The 21,497-nt window shown below is 40.3% G+C and carries 15 protein-coding genes; 1 reads left to right on the forward strand and 14 read right to left on the reverse strand.

Annotation, left to right across the window (positions count from 1 at the left end; translation table 11 throughout):
* Positions 1–101: 101 nt before the first annotated feature.
* Positions 102–1,505: a DASH family cryptochrome gene (locus ESY88_RS13405; RefSeq protein ID WP_147087316.1), complete on the forward strand. Its 1,404-nt coding sequence runs from the start codon at positions 102–104 to the stop codon at positions 1,503–1,505.
* Positions 1,506–1,562: 57 nt separating this feature from the next.
* Here the strand turns inward: ESY88_RS13405 and ESY88_RS13410 are convergent, their stop codons facing one another.
* The 14 genes from ESY88_RS13410 to sov form a co-directional block, all read right to left on the reverse strand.
* On the reverse strand, positions 1,563–3,353 hold the full coding sequence (locus tag ESY88_RS13410; protein WP_147087315.1) for an alpha-amylase family glycosyl hydrolase: 1,791 nt from the start codon (positions 3,351–3,353) through the stop codon (positions 1,563–1,565).
* A gap of 354 nt (positions 3,354–3,707) precedes the next feature.
* Positions 3,708–4,244 (reverse strand): DUF420 domain-containing protein, encoded by a 537-nt coding sequence (locus ESY88_RS13415; protein ID WP_147087314.1) that lies wholly within the window; start codon positions 4,242–4,244, stop codon positions 3,708–3,710.
* Positions 4,244–4,996 (reverse strand): SCO family protein, encoded by a 753-nt coding sequence (locus tag ESY88_RS13420; protein WP_147087313.1) that lies wholly within the window; start codon positions 4,994–4,996, stop codon positions 4,244–4,246. The genes ESY88_RS13415 and ESY88_RS13420 overlap by 1 nt, the downstream gene beginning before the upstream one ends.
* Positions 4,997–5,049: 53 nt before the next feature.
* The gene (locus ESY88_RS13425) at positions 5,050–5,754 is read right to left on the reverse strand and encodes a hypothetical protein (protein ID WP_223270828.1); all 705 of its coding nucleotides are present in this window, start codon (positions 5,752–5,754) and stop codon (positions 5,050–5,052) included.
* A 116-nt stretch (positions 5,755–5,870) separates the two neighbouring features.
* The gene (locus ESY88_RS13430) at positions 5,871–6,251 is read right to left on the reverse strand and encodes a cytochrome C oxidase subunit IV family protein (protein ID WP_147087311.1); all 381 of its coding nucleotides are present in this window, start codon (positions 6,249–6,251) and stop codon (positions 5,871–5,873) included.
* Between the two features lie 20 nt (positions 6,252–6,271).
* Complete coding sequence (locus ESY88_RS13435; RefSeq protein WP_147087310.1) at positions 6,272–7,270, reverse strand: cytochrome c oxidase subunit 3; 999 nt, start codon at positions 7,268–7,270, stop codon at positions 6,272–6,274.
* 138 nt (positions 7,271–7,408) lie between these two features.
* Positions 7,409–7,990, reverse strand: coding sequence for a cytochrome c oxidase subunit 3 (locus ESY88_RS13440; protein WP_147087309.1), 582 nt, complete (start codon positions 7,988–7,990; stop codon positions 7,409–7,411).
* Positions 7,991–8,857 carry a heme o synthase gene (gene cyoE / locus ESY88_RS13445; protein ID WP_147087335.1) on the reverse strand — a complete coding sequence of 289 codons (867 nt, stop codon included), beginning with the start codon at positions 8,855–8,857 and terminating at the stop codon, positions 7,991–7,993. It lies immediately after the preceding gene.
* A gap of 300 nt (positions 8,858–9,157) precedes the next feature.
* Positions 9,158–11,275 (reverse strand): gliding motility protein RemB, encoded by a 2,118-nt coding sequence (locus ESY88_RS13450; RefSeq protein WP_147087308.1) that lies wholly within the window; start codon positions 11,273–11,275, stop codon positions 9,158–9,160.
* A 201-nt stretch (positions 11,276–11,476) separates the two neighbouring features.
* A complete protein-coding gene (locus ESY88_RS13455; protein WP_147087307.1) occupies positions 11,477–12,280 on the reverse strand; it encodes an energy transducer TonB in 804 nt (267 codons plus the stop codon).
* A gap of 118 nt (positions 12,281–12,398) precedes the next feature.
* Positions 12,399–13,124, reverse strand: coding sequence for an energy transducer TonB (locus ESY88_RS13460; protein ID WP_147087306.1), 726 nt, complete (start codon positions 13,122–13,124; stop codon positions 12,399–12,401).
* A gap of 56 nt (positions 13,125–13,180) precedes the next feature.
* On the reverse strand, positions 13,181–13,573 hold the full coding sequence (locus ESY88_RS13465) for a VanZ family protein (RefSeq protein ID WP_147087305.1): 393 nt from the start codon (positions 13,571–13,573) through the stop codon (positions 13,181–13,183).
* The gene (gcvH, locus tag ESY88_RS13470) at positions 13,545–13,925 is read right to left on the reverse strand and encodes a glycine cleavage system protein GcvH (protein ID WP_147087304.1); all 381 of its coding nucleotides are present in this window, start codon (positions 13,923–13,925) and stop codon (positions 13,545–13,547) included. The genes ESY88_RS13465 and gcvH overlap by 29 nt, the downstream gene beginning before the upstream one ends.
* Before the next feature lie 71 nt (positions 13,926–13,996).
* Complete coding sequence (gene sov, locus ESY88_RS13475; protein WP_394343961.1) at positions 13,997–21,493, reverse strand: T9SS outer membrane translocon Sov/SprA; 7,497 nt, start codon at positions 21,491–21,493, stop codon at positions 13,997–13,999.
* Between the last annotated feature and the right edge of the window lie 4 nt (positions 21,494–21,497).

Genomic DNA, 21,497 nt, shown 5'->3' on the forward strand with positions numbered 1-21,497 from the left:
TCGGGGCAAGCCCACGAGGTATGAATTGAAGATGTTATTTATAATTCGAAGCAAGCCTCGGGGAATAAACCCCTCTGGAGGGATTAAAATCAAATAGCAGCATGAAAACAGGTTTGGTCTGGTTTAAAAATGACCTTAGACTCCACGATAATGAAGCGCTTTGCCAAGCCATCGCTCAATGCGAACGCGTGGTGTGTTGTTTTTGCGTGGAAGCTTCAATTTTTGAGGAACTCCCATTAGGCTTCAGAAAATCAGGAAGCAATCGGTTTCGATTTTTGGAGCAATCGGTGTTGGATCTTCAGCAGCAATTAAAAAAAATTGGCGGACAACTTATAATTAGCTCGAATGGGGCAGAACAAGACATTCCGGAACTTATTGAAATTTATGCCATCGATAGCATTTTTGCTGAAAAAGAATATGCTTCCGAAGAATTAAAACGCATCAAACATCTGAAAATGAGCTTACCAGAAGTTGAGTTCAATTTTTACTGGGGCAAAACCTTGTACCATCTTAATGATATTCCTTTCAGTATTGAAAAAATCCCGTTGACCAGCAAGGCGTATCGCATTCCCACTTCTAAGGAAAGCACACCAAGAGCTAGTTTTAAAGCACCAGAGGCCATCAGGCCACACCCCAAAGCAAAAAGCAACGCCTTTCCTTCGATTAAAAACTACGGGTTTGATAAAGTAGCCTATAAGAAGAGTGCTCCTTTTTTAGCTGGCGGAGAAACCGAAGCGTTGGCACGTTTAAAGTACTACAGCTTCGAAAGCGAAAGCTTGACAGGCTATCGCTGGACCCGCAATAAATCTCAAGGCTTGGATTACAGTTCCAAATTCTCGCCCTATTTGGCACTTGGTTGTTTATCACCGAGAACTATTTATGAAACTGTCAAGGCTTACGAAACTCAAATCAAGCGCAACCAAAGCACATGGTGGTTGATTTTTGAATTGGTATGGCGTGATTATTTCACCTTCAAGGGCATGAAATTTGGCGATCTTATTTTTAAGACGGAAGGCTTTAAGAACAAGCAGGTAAATTTTGAGAACAACCAGATTCATTTCAAACGCTGGCAAGATGGGCAAACCGGTATTCCGTTTATCGATGCGCACATGCGGCAGCTCAACCAAACGGGCTACATGAGCAATCGCGGCCGTGTGAACTGCGCGAGTTACCTCGTTCAGGATTTAAAAATCGATTGGAACTGGGGTGCTGCCTATTTTGAGTGCCAGCTTATTGATTACGACGTGAGTTCCAATTGGATGAATTGGCACATGCAAGCCTACGAAATTTATTACACCAATCCCGTACATCAAAGTTTGAAATATAAAGCGGAGGCCTATATAGCCCAATGGATTCCAGAACTTGCAACACTCGAAAGTGCCAAAATCCACGCACCTTGGCTTTATCCAGAGGCATTGAAAGCTGTGGATTATCCAGAGCCCATCGCCGTGTATCCCAAATGGTCAAGAGCAATTGCCAGAATTGAGAAAGCGGTTTCAAATTAAATCTTCGTTTGGTTCGGGATTTAATTTGAGTTTTAACTGAAAACTGATTCGTGATATTTAAAAAATCAAAGCCGCATAAGCTGGGATATTGAGTATCGCTTTGTGGGATTGATCGTCAAATGCCTCATTGACAATCTTTAGATTTTCTACAGGAAGCTCTGAAAATTGCGGACTGTATTCCTTAGAGACCGAGTTGAAGAGCAACTCACTTTTATCGGCATTTGAGAGACCCATTTCATAATCGGTATACTCTGTATTGCTAAAATTCATGACCACTAAGGTCGCGTTCTTGAAATCTTCATGCTGCGATCGTCTATAAGCCAAAACTTTAGTGTCTTGGTTCATATGGAGAACGCTCATGTACTGCCCTGTCAAGCCTTCCGAGTTAAAATTGCCCAGACGCAACGCACACAATTGCCTAAAAAGCTGTGTTATGGTATCATGTTCTTTTTCCTGTCTCCAATCGAGACCTTCATCATCCTTGAAAAATTTGTCCACCATAAATTCCTGGCCTTGAAAAATCATTGGAATCCCAGGAGCGGTCATTACCAGTACAATGCCTAAAATGGCACGTTTTAATGCAAATTCACTGTTGGCATCTCCAGGCTGTATTTCTTCTGGCACGCGCGCTTTACCGTTGGCGACCTCGTCATGGGACTCGGTATAAACCACCCGTTGGAAAGCACTTTCATTGTAACTGTAACACAGTGCATCGACAATTTTTTGAAGGTCTCGGTCTTGATCATTGGGCTGCTCCAAAACCTCTCTTACTGGATGCACAAATTTAGAATCCCACTGTGAACCATAGCCTAAACCGCCGTCGGCAAAAAGCTTGGTCACATTTTCATCACCTTTCAAATCTTCTGCAATCGTGATTGCTTTTGGATGGTTTGCCATAATTTCTCGGTTGATTTCCTTAATCATCAGGTTGCCCTCATCAATGGCATTACCCATTCCCAAACCACCTTCTTCATAACGTATGTAAGCCGTAGCGTCGAATCGGAGGCCGTCCAAATGAAATTTATCCAGCCACATAAGCGCATTATCGATGAAGTATTGTCGCACTTCGGGTCTGCCATAATCTGGCCTGGTATCGCCCCAAGGTGTTTTTGAGCGGTGGTCATTGTAGAAATAAATGCCACCCTTATCATTATTGGACCAGCCATCAAATTGCCACAGGTCAACATCAGATGGTCCCAAATGGTTATAAACCACGTCAAGGATGACCGCAATCCCGGCTTTGTGGGCTTCGTTCACTAAGTTTGCCAAACCTTCAGAGCCCCCATAATCATTTTCGACGGAAAAAGGTGCCGCAGGATTGTATCCCCAAGAAATACCCCCTGCAAATTCGGCTACTGGCAACAATTCAATGACGTTGATACCCAATTTCTTGAGATAGGGTAACTTTTTTATCACATTACCAAAGGTTCCCACTTTATCTTTCGCGCTTCGGTGGAAGGTGCCTACGTGAAGTTCATAGATGATGAGCTTGTTCCAATCTTCTATTTCAAAACCCTCGTCCTCCCAATCAAAATGAAAATCCTCAATCACGGAGTTCCCGTTGCTATTGGTCATTTGATAGGCGTAAGGGTCATTCCGCAGCAACTCATTACCACTTTCTGCATTGATGATTACAAACTTGTACTCGTCCCCTACCCTGGCTTTATGGGTTGCAATTGCCCAATAACCATTGGCCTCGTGTTTAAGTTTTAAGGCTTTATAATCCCAGTCATTAAAAGAACCTGTTACAAACACCTGTTTGGCATTTGGTGCCCAAACCCTAAAGGTTATGGTCTTATCAGAAACTGTGGCACCCATGCCTTGCGCAGTACTTAATTTTTTAGCCATTTGAAAAGTGGTTTTTATGTTAGTGGTTTACAAGCCATTTAAGCTTGAGATTGCCCAGTGTTTCATGCCATCCTGTAGGGCATCTTTGTCAATCTGCCTCGCTGATAGGTAGGGCTCCTAGCCATTTCTTTAGAGGCATGCATTACAGAAGATAAAACCTTGAGAAGGCTTTAATCGCAGCACTCCTACTTAAAAATTGGAGCGACAAATAAAAGCTTAAATTTTGCGCTTATGAGATCCTAACCATTTAAATTTTAGCGCATTTGACATGCGTTAAAAACAACTGAGAAGCGATTGAAAGTGACCGTAGCCAAAACAAAAATCAATAAAAAGCTGAATTCAAGTGCTTATAAATCAAACATAATAGGGTGAGATCATCACATACACCACAACACCGGTTACGGCCACATACAACCACAGCGGAAACGTGATACGGGCAATTTTTTTGTGACGTTCAAAATTCTTGGTAATCGCTCTCACGTAAGTTATCAATACGAAAGGAATGACGACAATAGAAAGTAGAATGTGTGTAATAAGAATGAAGAAATACACATAGCGCAACAGACCTTCGCCCCCAAACTTTGTGGATTCACTGGTCATGTGATAGGCCACATACATAGCCAAAAAAGCTACAGATAAGCCAATTGCGAACTTCATCAAATTTTCATGGAGTTTTAGCTTTCGGTTTTTTACGGCCACAAATGCAGCTATCAAAACTAAAGCAGTAAGACCATTGATACTGGCGTAAATTGGAGGTAAAAACGACAAAGGCTCCACATTGGGAATCTTTACCGTAAACAACACGGCCACCACAATTGGAATCGCTACAGAAAGTAACACGATCCATTTATTGTATTTTTTTTCTGCGGAAGGGGTTTCAACTTTGCTCATTATTCTTTCAATAATTTGGCAATGTCTTCCTTCAACATGCTTATTTCTTCTGTCTCACCATCTTCATCTTGTTGTTCTTCTTCGCTGATGATGCCTTTGTAGAAAATTTTTGGATTTCCGAAGTCGTCTTGTCGCGAACGCATAAATCCGTTTTTATCAATAAGTGCAAAGCTCCCGGAGTGTTCAAAGCCACCTTCCACCTCAGGATTTTCAGCAGCATAAATATTGAACCCTATGTTTGCCAAGGCGTAGATTTCTTCTTTGTTACCAGTCATTAAGTTCCAATTGGGGTTGGTAATGCCATAATTTTTTGCATACGCTTTCAATACTTCAGGAGTATCATACTCTGGGTTGATGGTAAATGCGGCTATCCCAAAATTTTCAAAACCCGTAAAGGTGTTTTGAATCTGCACCAAATTACGGTTCATTTTCGGACAAATACTCGGGCAGGTAGTAAAAAAGAATTCCACCAAATAAACCATGCCTTCATAATCTTTGTTGGTAATGGTATCCCCATCTTGGTTGACAAATTCAAAAGGAGGCACCTTTTTTGGACTGCCATTGATTTCAAGAAACATGAGGTCTGAAAGTTCATCCTTCGCATTGACGCTTATGGCACTGCTTCGGCTTTCATCCCTACTGATGTCACCGTTCTTTATCCTATCGACAATTTTTGGGATGAAAATTATCCCAAAAACCAATAGAACAAATGCAATACCAATGTACGAGTAATTTGTTTTTTTGGAGCTCATATTTTTATCTTAATACCCACGTGAAAATCGATACTTTGAATTTTAAAGCTTTGTTAGTCTTTTGCTTTGATATTATTCCCTCTTCTTGTGGAAGAATCAAAATCTCCTTTTCGTTTCTGGCGGTATTCTGTAAACAGTATTCGAATATCATCATTCATCTTGTTCTTGATTTCTGCCACTTCAATACAATCGTAAGAGTAAAGTGGGACAATAGGTGCATTCTTCTCCATTTCGCGCTCAGTTCTATCGTCTAACCTTCCGCGTTGCGCCAAGTCTTTGTCAATGATAAACACTTCGGGCGAAGACAAATCACTATCAAGATCCAATTTATTGTCCAAGCTATTAAAAACCGCTTGGATATCATTGGGTGTTCCGTAGGTATAATACCAAAAGCGCATGTCTTCATAATTGTTGATTTCATCATGCAAGGCCTTTGCTTGAGCTTCAGTCCCATTTGGAAGTAGAATTACAATTTGAAATCCCTTAAAGCCCTTGAATTTATCGTACACCAACTCTTTCAAATTGGAAGCAGCTGTCGCATAATTTAAAGGATTGTTTCCGAAGAATCCCAATATGGTGATCTGATCCTCCAGCTTTACTTGGTCTTGTGTGCCAGTATTAAAAAATTGCAGTTCTGCCACTTCATTGTCCACAATTTGCAACGGATCGTAATTATGCTTCGCAGGATACAAAAACAGTAAAAACACCACTGGCAAGAAGAATAAAATAATTAGTACGGCGACTGTTTTTTTTGGCATTTTCCCCATCTCTATTGCTTCAGTATTAAGTTGTGCAAAAATAAAAAAAGACGGTTTAAAAAAACCGTCTTTTGTGATACTTTATGTTAAAAATAACAGGTTAAAGGAACTAAGTCTTAAAAATCGGTTTTCAAGTATCCTCTTTTAAAAACGCTTTCCACATAACCGCCCTCTTGAAGCAGAATAAAAACGAGATAGCATACCAAAAACAAAGCCGTCCAAACAACCATTCGCCTCAAGGCTGATGTTTCATCTCTCATGTGCATAAAATCCCATGTAATATAATATGCTTTGACCAAGGTAAGCACGATAAAAATCCAGTTCAACACTTTCATGCCTATAAAACTCCCTTCGAGCACATCTGGCTTATAAATACCCAACACCACTTCAATTGCCGTGATTATGGTTAAAAGTATTAAAACACCCCAAATTTTTTGGGTGTTGGACTTAAATTTAAGTCGACCTTGAAATATTGCTAATTTATGTGCGTGTGCCATTATATTTGAGTGTCTAATTATTAAACGAGGTAGAAAAACGTGAATACAAATACCCAAACCAAATCTACAAAGTGCCAGTACAATCCAACTTTCTCAACCATTTCATAATTTCCTCTACGCTCATAGGTGCCTAAGATCACGTTGAAGAAAATAATGATATTGATCACGACTCCTGAAAAAACGTGAAACCCGTGAAAGCCTGTTATAAAGAAAAAGAAATCTGCAAACAAGGGAGAGCCATATTCATTGACGTGGAGATTTGCACCCTCAACAACAGTTCTACCATTGGCCTGAAGTTGTTTTAAGGATTCGTCTCTAGATAAGATGGTCTTAGCCCCATTTTCATCGAGGATCTCTGTTCTTACCAAGATGTTTTCATTGGCTTTTATACCATTTATAACTTCATCCATTGATAATGAAGGAATCGTTCCTTCACTGAGGAACCATACACCATCATTACTTTGCTGTTGTACGCGCTCACTATTGCCAACGATTGCGAAATCGTGAACCGAGACTCTTTTAAAGGTTTGCTCACCATCTTTGGTAACGTATTGCCCAAACTGGAGTAAATTACCTCCTTGTGTTTGCACGGCGCCGTAATCTCCCTTTATGAATGTTTTCCATTCCCAAGCTTGGCTACCAACGAAGATCATACCACCAATGATGGTTAAGAACATATACCAAGTGACCTTGGTTTTATTCATGTGGTGACCCGCATCCACTGCCAATACCATTGTAACAGAAGACATGATCAAAATGAAGGTCATAAAGGCCACATAGATCATAGGATAGTTACCGTGAAAAAACGGTACGTGGGTAAACACCTCATCTGCGATTGGCCAGGAGCCTGAGAACTTATATCTTGAAAATCCGTAAGCTGCCAAAAATCCAGAAAACGTCAAGGCATCAGACACGATAAAAAACCACATCATCATTTTGCCATAACTTGATTTTAGCGGATCGTTACCACCATCCCAAGTTTGGCCTTCTGCCCCAGTATTTACTACTGTACTATCCATATATAGCGTTTAAGTGTTAAAAGTTGCACAAAAATAATCAAATTATTTATCTAAAGAAAAATGATTATTCAAATTTTAAAAACATAAGCCCTCATTAGCTTCGTTAATTATAATGCCAGATTGAAATTGAACTGACATTTAAGCCAAATAGTACAAAAACAAAAACAGAAATAACCACAGTATATCTACGAAATGCCAAAAGGTTGCAGAGAGATCCACCCCCAACATATCTGTTGCGGTATATTTTTGTTTAAAATGATTATAAATTACAACCATTATTGAAAGGAGTCCTGCCATGACGTGCAAGATGTGAACTGCTGCGATCACGTAAATAAAGCTAATGGTCACATTACTGGTGGGGCCGGTAAAATTATACCCTTGTACAATAAACTCATTGAACCCTTGCAGCTGACTCAATATAAAGCCAATACCCAAACCAAAAGTCAATAACAACATGGTTGTTGCCAAACTTCTATTGTTTGCTTTTAGGGCACGTTTTGCCATAATAAAAGTAAAGCTACTAATCACAATCAACACACAGCTTATCAAAAAGGCATTTGGCATGGTATAATCCTGTAACCAATCCTCTCTTTGCCTACTTACCAGCACTGCACTGGTTAATCCTGCAAAAGACATGACCAATGAAATGATCCCAAACCAAAGCATCATGCGCTTGGCCCTGTCTTTTTTCTCTTCAAAAGTTCCTACGGTTAAATCCATCTATCTTATAAATTTATCAATTACATACACAATCTGTACTAAGGTAATATAACCCACACTAGCCAGCATGAGTTGCTTCGCTGCTTTTGCAGAGCGCTCCTTAAACAATTGAAGCGCGTAATACAACATAAAAACTCCCAATGCAAAGACTATGATAGCCGATACAATTGAAAGCTTTAAATCTCCTGTGACACCAAAAACGGGCACAATAGACACCAAGATGGTCCATATGGTGTAAATGATGATTTGCACTGCGGTCCCTTTATCGCGTTTACCTGTAGGCAACATATAAAAACCTCCCTTTTTATAGTCCTCAAACAAAAACCAGCCAATGGCCCAAAAATGTGGAAACTGCCAAAAAAACTGCAAGGCAAATAAGGTGCCTGATTCTATGCCAAATTGACCACGAGCCGCAACCCAACCCAACATAAACGGAATAGCACCTGGAATAGCGCCCACAAAAACCGCTAAAGGGGTCTTGGTCTTCAACGGCGTATACACACAGGTGTATAAAAAAATGGAAATGGCACCATACATCGCTGTGCGCTCATTGATCACGTACAAGGTGGCGATTCCTAAAATAGTAAAAAAGGTAGCGATTATAAATGCGGTGGACACAGACATGCGACCTGCAGGAATTGGCCTATTCTTGGTGCGATCCATCAAGACGTCAAGGTCTTTCTCGATGATTTGGTTGAAGGCGTTAGAGGCCCCAACCATAAAATAACCCCCAAAAGCCAAGAGAACCAAACTAAGAGCATCTACTTCAACAGCCCCCAGCATATAGCCCGCAATCGCTGAGAAAACAACGCTCACAGACAACCTAATCTTAGTAATTTCCTTAAAATCGGAAATCAAAGAACTCATGGAAACAGATAGATTTACAGTACTCAATTCCAGTTAATTTATTGCGTTTGCAAAGATAGTCTGAAAAATGCTTTTGAGCAATGCAAATTGTGTTTTATTCAACATATCCAAATGGCCTTTTAATTCGTAAGAAATTTTAGCAAAAAACCCCAAATTTATCAGTATCAAATCAGCACTTTTGATTTGGATTTCTTCGGAAATTGAAACGTATAAAATCGTGTTGGAAGCCGCTTCAGAAACAAAGCAGATTAGAACGATAATACTTAAAGTATAACTCCCACCGAATCATACATAAGGCTCTCAAAAATCGTTGTACCAGTTAAACACATCGGTACGAAGCCCAATATTAAACCAGGTGGTACTGCTTTTTGCAAGTGTTTCGGTCACGGCGTCAGGTTTAAAACTGCGAATGGTAATGTTGGTAAACAGGCGTAAATTGGTTGTTGGATTTATAATATAACCCGCTTGAAGATCGGCTTGAAACACATTTACTTGATTGCCCTGTGCCACCTCAATGCCAGAATTGGCGTTTCTATCGCGTTCGTCACTGTAAACGTTTCCGCCGTAATTGAAATCATCTGTAGCTGTGTTGAAGTCAAAACCTCTTTTTCCGAAGATCACTTTCGCATCGCCATACCACCGTTCATAATTGTAGCGGCCAATAAGGATGGCTTCACTAAAATTGGCACCCCAAAGATGCGCCATGGGCTGGTTGTTGTGCGCATAATTGAGTACGATGGAATTATGTGAGTAGGTGTAAGGTCTCACGCGATTGTATTCCATTTGAAGCAAAAGATTATCCACCTTAAAGGCATCAAAATATTTGACGCCCAATTGATAGCCGTACTTATTTTTCCAACTCTTCTTACCGCCTGTGATATCATTCAGAGAAAATTCATCCAGGATGAACTGGCCATAAAGATTGATTTTATTGTTCCATTTGTATTTTGCCGAAGCGCCTAAAAGGGCGTTACCAGCATCCTGCCCCGTTTGAAACTCGATGGCTCTATAAAAAATCACAGGGTTTAAATAATTTAGATCAACACCTCTGTTGTTTGAATCGGTCCATAGAACAGATTCAAACAGTCCAACATTCAAGCGTTTGGACACATTCCAACTCAAGTAATGGTTCGCCATGTATTTTGTCAAAAACGCTCCATCTTCTTTCACTTCTGGCCGCACATCACGCAGTGACATCCAGGTGTTAGTGTATTTTATTTTCCAAAAGCTGGTGTTGATCTTCACAAAAGGATAAGGACTCGTGGCATCACTCTGCAATAATGAGCGATACCCATCACCTATAAAGTTTTTTCCATGGCCAAATTGGATGTTTAAAAAATCAACTGGCGAATAAGTGATATAGGCTTCTGCCACGGGATAATCATAAGCATCCTCCTTGAAGCGTTTTGAAACACCTCGCCCGGGAACCACAGGCTCTCCATTGGATGCCTTGAGACTTTCGATATATTGGTTGAAATAATCTGCAAATCGACCCTGGCTCTCGTAAATAGAAGTTGAAAAATTAAATTTTTTGCCCAATCCTGCCTGTACCCAAATACCTCTGGTGTTGTTGAAGGTGCTACCAAATTCTGCCTCAGTATCCTTCCCAACCTGCAAATCCAAAATAGGATCTACGGTAAACCAATAATTCTCGCCTTGAACTTGGACCAGATGCTCGTTCCAAAGTTTTTTTCCCCACCAGCTATCTGTGGCTTTTTTCATGGTCTTTTTTTCGGCCTCAAAATCGTAATACTTCGCGACATCTTTATAAATATAGGGTTTGGATGCGGTATGGCTGTTAGTGCCCAAACCATTCATTTCCTGATCAAAGCGGGCATAATAATTATGTGTAAAAGGAATATTCAATTGGCTATCATACTCAAGGCCTTCGTAGGGTTTGATGCTGGCTTTGAGATCCTCATACTCTTGGCTCAGGTCTTCATTAAGTGTGGCATCTGTAATGGACGTCTTTTCTGTCTCAAGTTTTTTGAGGCTATCTGGTCTTATTTCTGAAGGATCTACCAGTGGGATTTTTATATCCAAGCCATATTGAAAAAAGGTTGGGTTACCATTATAGGTGCCAGGAACCAGCTTTGGAAGACTCTCAAAAACACGTTTGGTCTCTTCTTTTAATGTTTCATAAACGGCATCGGTATAAATTAACTTGATTTTACCCTTGGCGTCTACCTCAAATAGCACACTTACTTCGCCTTGATACCCATCGGCACCCACCTCTTGCGGCAGCTTGAAATTTTCAAAAATAAATTGATTGATCTTATTATTTAAACAGAGTTTTAGGTTCTCTATGGATTGAGATTCACATCCCGGGTAAATTGGAGCTTTTTCAAAATCTGAAGTATTTTGTGCCGATAGCACATTATAAGATAGAATAACACACAGTATAAGCAAATATCTCATGAAGCAAGCGCAACTTTATTTTGGTCGAAAGATACTGTTTTTTTCAAAACATGTCGCGAAAAGCTGCAGCCTATTAAAAGCCAAAAACTGCCATTTTAAAAGCCATTTTGCCGATTTGATTTTATCTATCAAAAGGTTTAAATGCATTTAAAATGACAGTTAAAAAACAATAGTTTACCAGCCATTAAGCTATGACGAAACTTAGTTTTGTACCCTAAAGACTATTGGTAGATTATAAAGCACCGAAACAGGTTTGTGTCTCTGCAAACCAGGCTCCATGGTTGGGATTTTGGCGGTAAGTCGCTTTGCTTCCTTTTCCAACTCTGGGTGTGGCGCCCTGGTAAGCACATCGGTAATACGGCCTTGTTTGTCAATTTTAAACTGGACGTTGATGCGCTGAGTACCCGTGAGACCTAATTCTAAAGCCAATCCCGTATCAAACTTATTTTGGATTAAGCGTGTGAGTTTTTCACTCATGCATTTTACCCTAGTCTCATTAGTCATCATTTTTTCACAGCCAGGATATATGGGCACGATTTCCACATCGTGCATATCAAATAATTCATCAGAATTTATGTCGTTAGGCTTTTCAATTTTACCCAAACTGTTTGGATCTACGGGATCTGAATTTGGCTGTGACTCATACAGGAACTCATTCTCATCTATAATTGGTGTAGCATTATCCACGATTTTCAAATTAGGGTCTTCGACGATTGGCTCGCTAATAATGTCCTTCTTCTTAGTGGCAATGGACTCCTCAGGTATGATATTAACAGCGTCAACCATGGTATCATTAGGCAATGCACTCAGCACATAATCTGGGTTATATGTTGACTTCTCAAATTTGAGCTCAAACAAGCCATAAGTGGCAAGCAGGCATAAAATAAGACCGACTTGAAAATACAGCGCGGAGTTTTTTTGTAAATTCGCATCATGCTTTTGTGATTTTCGCACTTTATCATTGCTCTGGTCAGCAATGTTGTGCGTTTCTTTGGGATTTCTCATAATATCTTATTTTAGATTGTTAATATTATGATAAAATCTCAAGAAGCATACCAAAGTAAAAATCCCATCTAAATTAATAGATGGGATTTTGAATTTATTAGGATATGTATAAGTTACACTAGTCTTGCACTTGAAATAAAATTGGCAATGAGTAAGGAACAGTCACTGCTTTACCCCTTTGCTTACCCGGTTTCATTTTAGGCAATAAACCAATAACGCGTTGTGCTTCTTTTTCCAATCCTGGATGTGGCGCTCTTGCGCGAATACCTATTATGTTTCCAGTTTTATCAATCTTAAAGATCACGTTGATACGTAAACGGCCTGAAAGTCCAAGGTCACTTGCCAACTCTGTATTAAATTTCTTATTTACGAAACTGGCAATTTTATCAGACATGCACTGCCTTTTAGCATTGTTATCCTTCTCGTTTTCACAACCTGGAAATACGGGAACGTTTTCAATGACCGAGAACGGCACCTCTATATCCTCTTCGATTTCTGCGACTTCCACTTCCTCAACCTCTACAATCTCTTCTTCTTGTGTAGATTCGGTAGATTCAATAACCGTTTCCTCAATTTCCTTTTCATCCTCTACGATTTCGATCTCCTCTGGCACAACTGGCGGCGGCGGCGGCGGTGGCGGTGGTATTATCTGTTGTTGAGTGATTGGGATTTCTTCTTCATCAAGATCACCAAGATCCACTAGGCCAATATCGATCACTTCCTTCTCAAAGGTTTTGTAGTTGATCGTCAAATAGGTCAAGCCCATCATGAGTGTCAACCCAACAGCGAAATAAAGTGAACTGTTTCTGCCAACGTCTGCCTTTGTACTTTTTTTAGATTCCATGTTTGTAAACGATTTAACGAATGCTAAATTAACTAATTTTTTATTAAATAAACAAGCTAAGCATTCTTTTTTAACTTCACTTCCTTTCGCATCCACAACAGCAGCATGCCTAATATTGCTCCAATGGAATTGGCTAAAATATCGTAACCATCCAATGTTCTGTAAGTTGTTAAAAGGTATTGTAATACCTCAATAATAATGCCATAGACCAACACCGCAACCACTGCGATAAAGATTCTCGACTCAAAGTTTTTCAACTTGAGCACATTATAAATCAGTATGGTAAAAATACTATAGGCTACAGCATGATAGATCTTGTCATCAAAGGAAGATCCCAGATCTGGCATGCCACCAGTATTGACCAAACTCCCGGCGGTAAGTGCAAACGCATAAAGCACAAGAAGCGGCAAAGCCCATTTTTTAAGCGCTAATAAGATCTTTGTAAGCATCTGCTGATAGTAACTGATCTATTTGTGAAGCATCAGAAAACCTGAGCTTAATCATCCATCCAGCACCGTAGGGATCACTATTTACTTTTTCAGGTTCATCTCCAAGATTTTCGTTGAACTCAATGATTTCGCCAGAAAGTGGCAAAAACAAGTCAGAAACAGTCTTCACTGCTTCCACAGTGCCAAAGATTTCCTCAACTTCTAATGTTTCATCCAAGGTTTCCACTTCTACATAAACGATATCGCCTAATTCGCCCTGAGCAAAATCGGTAATACCAATGGTGGCAATATCACCATCTATTTTTATCCATTCGTGGTCTTTTGTGTATTTTAGGTTCGCTGGTATATTCATTTTTCGTTCATTTAATTGGTCTTTGACAAAAATATAGGTTTTAGTGTATAATTACGATTAATTTTCAAGATTTAGTTGCCAAAATTATATCGCAAGGTAAACCCAGATCTAATTGTGGTTTGAGGAAACGCTGTTGAGATTTCATATTCTGAAAAAGTGTAATCAAAGTAGAAGATCGCGGTAAGGTTTTGTGTGAAGGCATAATCGGCAGAATACTTAATCCCCCAAATGGTTTGGCCTTGTGTGATTTGATTGTTCTCTACATCCAAATAGCGTATGATGGTCTTATTATTTCTAACTGAAATATCTGCCTTCATATTAAGATCGCTTTTAATGATTTGTTTAGGCCCGGCCAATTTAGAACGTATGCGAAGATCTTTGACGCGATAGCCTAAACCGAGAATGTATTCGTTTCCGCGTATTTCTGTCATTAAATTATTATCAAAACTTAAGGAAATAATTCTGTCTTTTCTCATTTCCGCAAGCACCTTGACTGAGTTATTCATCTCAAAATCCAATCTAAACAAAGGGTTAAACTGTTCTTCAAGATTGATATTACTAAAAATAATACGGTTCTTAAAATCACCCGATTGATCTAAAGCTGCTTCATTTAGTGGGCTATCATAACCCAATGCCGGATCTCCAGCGGTATAATCCAAATTGGTTCTAAATTGGTTTATGGTATAGCTAGAACGATAGCCATGCGTCAAGGAAAAACGTTTGAACTTGTCTTTAAACCACTTTATTTTCATGAAACCGGTATATTTTAACTGCCAGTTAGGGATAGGAATATCCCTAAATGCTGAAAGGCTAACTTTGTCTGGGCTACTGCCTTGATAAGCAGATAAAAATGAAGGCAACAATACGGCTTGACTGGTTTTTCCAAAACCTAAAGGATACCCTTCGGTATCTACTGGGATGTTACCATTGCCATAAAAAGTTCTAGCCAAACGCTGGGCCACTACCAAACGATTACCTCTAAAATCGTCAAAGGCTGTAGACTCGTTTTCGTCGCTTTTGCCAAAAGCAGTTTTAATCAATGCTGTGGAAATGCTGAAGTTTCCGAAGGCATTGGTAATCAAATTTTCATAAGCATCACTCAATCCATCGTCATCTGTATCTAATCCTACAAAGTTTTCAGTAATGTTGTGGGCATAGGTTCTATTTCCAAATAAATCGATCTTCAAATCCTCGATGACTTCAATATCGGCAGCAATATCCAAAATGCGGTTGGAGGTTTCAGCGTATTGTTGGTTAAAGTCTGGATAAACGGTCAACCATCCATTTCTAGCTACACGATCCCTAATATCTGCTTGGCTCCCAAAGGTATACCCAAATGTTGGCTTAAGTGTGCCAATAAATCCTGGTGTATTCAAATAACCTGGCAAAAAGGTACCGTTGTTTTCAGAGTAATTGATTTGAATACGCTTAACCATGGTCAATAAGCCCACAGCACTGTTTAGCGCTTTTTGACCGGCACTTTCTGTGTTTTGCGCTTCTGGGTCTGGGTTTTGAGCTGTCCTCGCAGATGCTGCAGTGTCATCCAATGATTTTGGGGCTGCGCTTCTTCGAGTTGCTCTAGTAGGTGTTTTCCTTTTCTTGACCAGCCCAATATGTTTATAAAGCGTCTCCATATTTAAAGTGGAGTTGATGTTATGGGTGTTTGCGTTTTGGATGGCATTACCAAGATTGTAAGTTGAAAACTCGCTATTTGGATCATTAAGATCATCTGGCACCCTTAAACTATTAAATAGATCAGATCCTTTTTGCCATTGAAAATCGCCGGTATAGGAGTATGTGGCTCTCAAAAAACTCAAGGTTGGGATTTTATAAAGTGGGATTTCATAATTGACTTGCAATTGCTGACTTTGGATGTTCGGGTCCCCAAAGTCAAAGAAGCCATCCCAAACGGTCAAATTGGGATCTTGTCTCCCATTGAGCACATCATTCACAAAATAATTTCTAACAATATTGGAGTTGGAAGCATTGAAATTTAAATTCAAGGCTTTCGTTAAATTGTAATTTATGGTGTACTGGGAGTTAAAATCATAATTTCTCCGGAAGAGTTCGGCCAAACCAATATTGTTACCGGTTAAATCTACTTCACGAAATTTCTGGCTGCTAAACTGTCTAATGATATCACTATTTACTGTGAAATTTGTGGGAATAGGATTGAAGTTGAAATCCTTCAAGATTTTCCAATATTTGCCCGTAAACAGTGAATCGTTCTTTTTGAACGGTTCTATACTCAAAGGTGCAAAGCTATAGTTGTAGTTGGCACCTGCCCTTAAATTTTGATCCAAGGAACGTTCAATTTCAAAATCGCGATGCTCCACCCTATTGTAGGAGTAGTTTATAGTAAAGTTCTCCACATCATAAAATCGTGGTATGGCATCTCCTGTACGCTGCTTTCTTACGCCAATAAAATTGATGCTTTTTCGCTTGGTATAATCTTCAGACCGTGTTCTAATGGTCTCACGTTCTGCTTCAGAATCCGCAGCATCCAAACGTGAATCCAAGGTAAGATCCCTATAGAACTGGTCATATTCTGGAGTGATCATTTCCTCGCCCACCCCAAAGTTGAATGGTATTTGAATGCCCCATTTTTTTGGCAATAATTGGCCAACATTGATATTTGTGACCAGGTCATATTGCTCAACATCTTCCCTACTGCGCTCATTAGGTCGCTGCTCTACCGAGCCAAAACCTATAGTGCTCTTTCTACCGGTAGCGCTTAAGGTCGCAAAATCGGCAATATTGGTATCCATTGCAGCAACTGCTGCCCAACCGCCCTCATTCTCTAAATCGGACAGGCGCAGCTCATTGAACCAGATTTCGCCACAGGCATTCATCCCGTTACCTCCCGGATTCTTAAGACCAAGCATCAAAACTCGCACATCACCAAAGTTAGGATTACCCTTAACAGTCACACGCTGTTGACCAAAGGTATGTTGATCAAACTCACCCACCTCAACCAAAGCATCGCCAATCACATCGTAGAAGGTTGGTATGGGGTCGGCAAGTGAACCATTAGAGATGCCCAGGGATTTTATTTTTTCCAAAACACTCAAATCCAAGTTGATTTCATTTTCCTCGGGCCAAACAGACTCTGAAGAAACAAATCCTGAAGACACACGAAGTGGCACTTCTATTTGATAATAGTTTTGCGTGAAATCGTTTCCCATTCTAATAAAAGCAACCAAGTCGCCATCGCTGAGGCTTCCGGTTTCTCCATCTTCAGCATGGATGAACATACGCAGTTTGTTGTATTGCCGCATGTCTATATTGATGTTCTTGAACACGCCACGAGAATCCCTTGGCTCCAACTCACAAACCTCTATTTGAAGCGATTGTTCATTTTGTCTTTGAATATTGTTATTGTTATTCAACCGTTCCAACACCACCCCTGGCGGCAACACATAATTACCTTCATTGTCTTGTAAACCAACAACTCCCACATTCAAAGCGGTGTTATCGGTATCATTATTTGGATCATCATCAAGAGCCAAGCGGTAACGTCTCCAATCACTTCTCACTAAATCAAGTGTCGCAAAACGCAAGGTGGTTTTTTGAGTGAAATTGGTCATGTACATTCTTGCAAATCGTATCGATCTAATGTCAGAAATGCCACCAACAGCTAGGGTAGGTTCAGAAATAGGAATTCTAAATTGGTAATAGGTCACATCGGCGGTTTGGCCATTTTGCAAAGTAATCTGGCGACTCTTAATGTCATTGATTTGAGGGTTATTGACGTTTAAGGAAGTAGGCGTAATGTCTATCTCATATTGATAATAACTATCAATGGTGTTCATGGTATTGTCGCGATTGATGTCTTCCACATCGGGCTGCGCGGTTGAGCCTCTATTGGTATTGGTAAACGTGTCTGGCGAGTTACCCTCCAACCCATTGTAAAAACGATACCGATCAAAAATATCACCATCGGTATTTAAGTAATACAAGTAATTATCATTAGATGGATCTGGACCAAATTCAGGGCCAAATTGCGCAATCTCGTCAGCATCTGCATAACCGTCATAACCAACATCTTGGTTTACGCGCTCTTGACCTGTGGTGTCAAACGTATAGATCAAGGATTGGTTTAAAGGCACCACCCCTCCAAATGAGGTTGGGTTAAGGCCTGAAATATCCCCATTTGCCGGTAAGCCATTTTCGTATTGTTTTTTACCGTCCTTAATGACATCTTCAGAAATGTTACCTAGGTTCACAAAAAGTTTTCCGCCGGTTGGCTGCGTAGTGTCATCTAAAAAGGGATCCATCAACCAGAATTCAATGTACTCCACATTGGCTTGTTCAAAATCGGTAGAGGTAATTGCTCTTGTGATTCCTGCCCAACTATCGGCTGGATCTAAATCGGCAACTGCTGCGGAAGGATCAAAATTATAAGGTCCTCTTTCGGTAGGATAATAGGTTAAATCCAATGAGTTGATCACCGTAGTCTGTCCTTGGACAATATCCAGTTGAGGAAAGATCTCGTCTATAAATATACGTCTGGTATATAGGTTAGACACATCATCATCATTGATTTCGTTAGGCCTCTGGTTGCTATAAAATATTGGGTCAATCGTGTACCAGTTCAATAAGGCACGGTCAAAACCGTTTTGCAGCCCCACATTATCCTCTTCGCCAAGACCGGGATATGACCTCCCTAAGCCTCTTGGTCGACTGGACAAAAACCAGGACTGCGGGGAAAGCAAACTGATTTCACCTTGAGTGCCTTCAAAATCATCGACATAAGCGGTTGCTTCATTATTAAAATCGGTACCCTTTGGAGCACCTGGCAACAAATAGGCAAATTCACCTCGTAAGGAGAGGTTGGATGGCACATCGGTATCTATGTTTGGCAATTTGTTGACCAATCTGGTTAAGAAAGGCACCTCAGAAGAATAATTGCCGTTAAAGCCGTATATGGTGTTGTTGATGGGCTCGGTATTATAATTCGCTTTTTGAGTGATTGGGCGTTCATTCAAATTTAACAGCGTGGCTCCCAATACAAAATTTTCATTGATCTGGTGCTCTATATTAATCCCAGTAAATCGTCTGGTTTGCTGCCCGAAGACGGCATTGTTTTCTACGGAAACATTAATTGGTGTGTTAGACGCCTTTAGGGCTTCATCGAGGATGTTGACACGACCTATTTGATAGTTCACGGTATAATCGACACCTTCTACCAAGGTTCTTCCGCCTGCGGTAACCACAACCGAACCTCGAGGCACATTAAACGCTCCCAAAGGAATACCATCGCTGCCAGAAGATTTATAACGCCCTTTGATTTGGAACTTGTTTTTTTCAGCCTGGTCTAACGCCGCGGTTTTGGTTTGTTTATAAAGAACGTCATAAACATATTTTTGCTGGTTCAAGTTATAGGGACTGTTAGCCGTATCACCGTTGTATTGATAATCAGATCCATTATCCATTTGGCTACCATCGTCATCCAAGACATCAAAGAGGTAACGACCAAATGGTTCTACTTTGGTAAAGATGATTTTTCCGTTCTGGGTCAAAACGGTAAGTCCTGGCACAAAATCGAAAAAACCATCACCTCCCAACTGCGGGTCGTTGTTGAAGTTGAGTCGGTCTAAATGAAAGAGCCTGATCAAGGGCGTGTCTTGGATCTCGACATCATCATTTGGATCAAAGGGAGAGTTGTTCTCAAAAATCGGGAATGTCGTACCTTCCACTGGAGTGATGTAATTGAGTGGTGAGGTTTCCGTATAAAAGATATTGAGTTTAAAGTCTTCACGCTGTAATTGGTAGGCACCCGTATCATAGATATTTTTCATCATCAAGTCCCAAATGGGTTGATTCACATCTGTAATAGGGCTCTTTAGCATTTTAACCACCAAACTCTGCGTGGAGCCTACTTGAATGGTCACATAATTATCATTGATGCCATCGCCATTTTGATCTGGACCATTATCTATAGTACCATCGCCATTCACATCAGAATCGCCTACATCATTTATGCCATCACCATCGGAGTCTGGGCCGTTATCCACAATACCATCCCCATCCACATCGGCATCGATATCGTTGGGAATACCATCATTATCGGTATCGTTTCCAGTGGAAGTGGCATTAACGCCATCATTGGCAAACTCACCCACTTGATACACGACGCCACCAACGGTGTATTGAAAAGCGACGGCTACAATCTCATCATTCAACAAGCGTTGGTTCAAGGAAATATAACCCAATTGTTGGTTGAGCACATAATCTCTATTTTGCTCCAATTTTTTGGCGTTTTCCAGTTTTCCAAAATCAAAACCTTCATTCGCTGGCACCAAAATACCTTGTTCAACGGTTGAAACATCACGCACTGCAGATGACAATAAGGAGCCTGCATTGCCAATATTGGTAGGATCAAATGTGTTGTTTTTATTATCTGGGTACGAACCTATTGGTACGTTTACGAAGTTTGTAGGCGGATTGACCAAACCAATATTGTCATTATCGGGGTTATTAGGATCCAACCCAGATTCTCCCAAATCCTGAAAAGCCACGAGATTACGAACGTTTTCGGTTTCGTTGCTTCGATTGGTTACCCAAACTTCAATCCTTGTGATTTGGATGTTATTTTCAATGTACGGATAACGCAAAAGCGAGCGATCATAAGTATCTCGAAAATAATGCGCTAAAAAGTAGTGTCTGTTTTCATCATAATCCAGTGCAAAAAAATCAAATTCATCCAAGGTGCCACCTCCTTGGGCAGTTACCGATTGGGATTGGGATTGTTGCTCAGAAAAAACAGCCGTTACTCTGGTTTTGCCAAATTGCAGCTCGGTCCTGACACCAAACAGACTTTGGGCACCGGTGATCAAAGAGCTATTGAGTGGCATGCTCACATTACCAACCTCGATCTTCCTTACGATATCGTCTTCAGTTGGTGTGTATTCCAATTTGACCAAGTTCTGAAAATCAAAAGTAGACTCGGTATCGTAATTGGCTGTGACTTGCAAACGCGTCCCCACTTTACCCAAAAGACTCAAGCTGATACGTTGGTCAAAATCGAACGTAAAGTTGCTTCGGTTTCTAGGAGAGAATGTTGGATTGTCTTGTCTTGTGAACAAAATACCCAAATCCATTTCTACAGTTCCCTGCGGAATAACCTCAATGGTATTGCCTCCAAAAATAGTTTCAAAAAGCCCGGAGTTCACATAGAATTCTGGCAAAAGATTTTTTTGCTGTTCTTCCGTGCCCTCCTTTTTGCCGTCCTTGGCATCAATTTTTTGTTGGTAGTAATTGCGTTGTTGCTCTTCAAGCACCAGTTTTTGATACTCGGCCGGTGTTAAAATGATGGGATAATTGATATTGAATTTACCTACCGTTTCCGTATAGATATAGCGATCCAACTCTGGATCATAAGTGTATTTTGAGATAATACTTTGTGGATTTGGCATTTGCAACCTGCCAAAAGAGAACCCTGTTTTGGTGGAGTCTTGATCTGCTGGATTGTCTTGGGCAAAACCAAAACCATTCCAAAACACCACAAAAGAAAGAACGAGCAACTGGCGTAGGGGCCTTGACAGCGTATTGTAAGTTAAAATCAAATCG

The sequence above is a fragment of the Subsaximicrobium wynnwilliamsii genome (assembly GCF_007997225.1).
GTDB lineage: Bacteria > Bacteroidota > Bacteroidia > Flavobacteriales > Flavobacteriaceae > Psychroserpens > Psychroserpens wynnwilliamsii.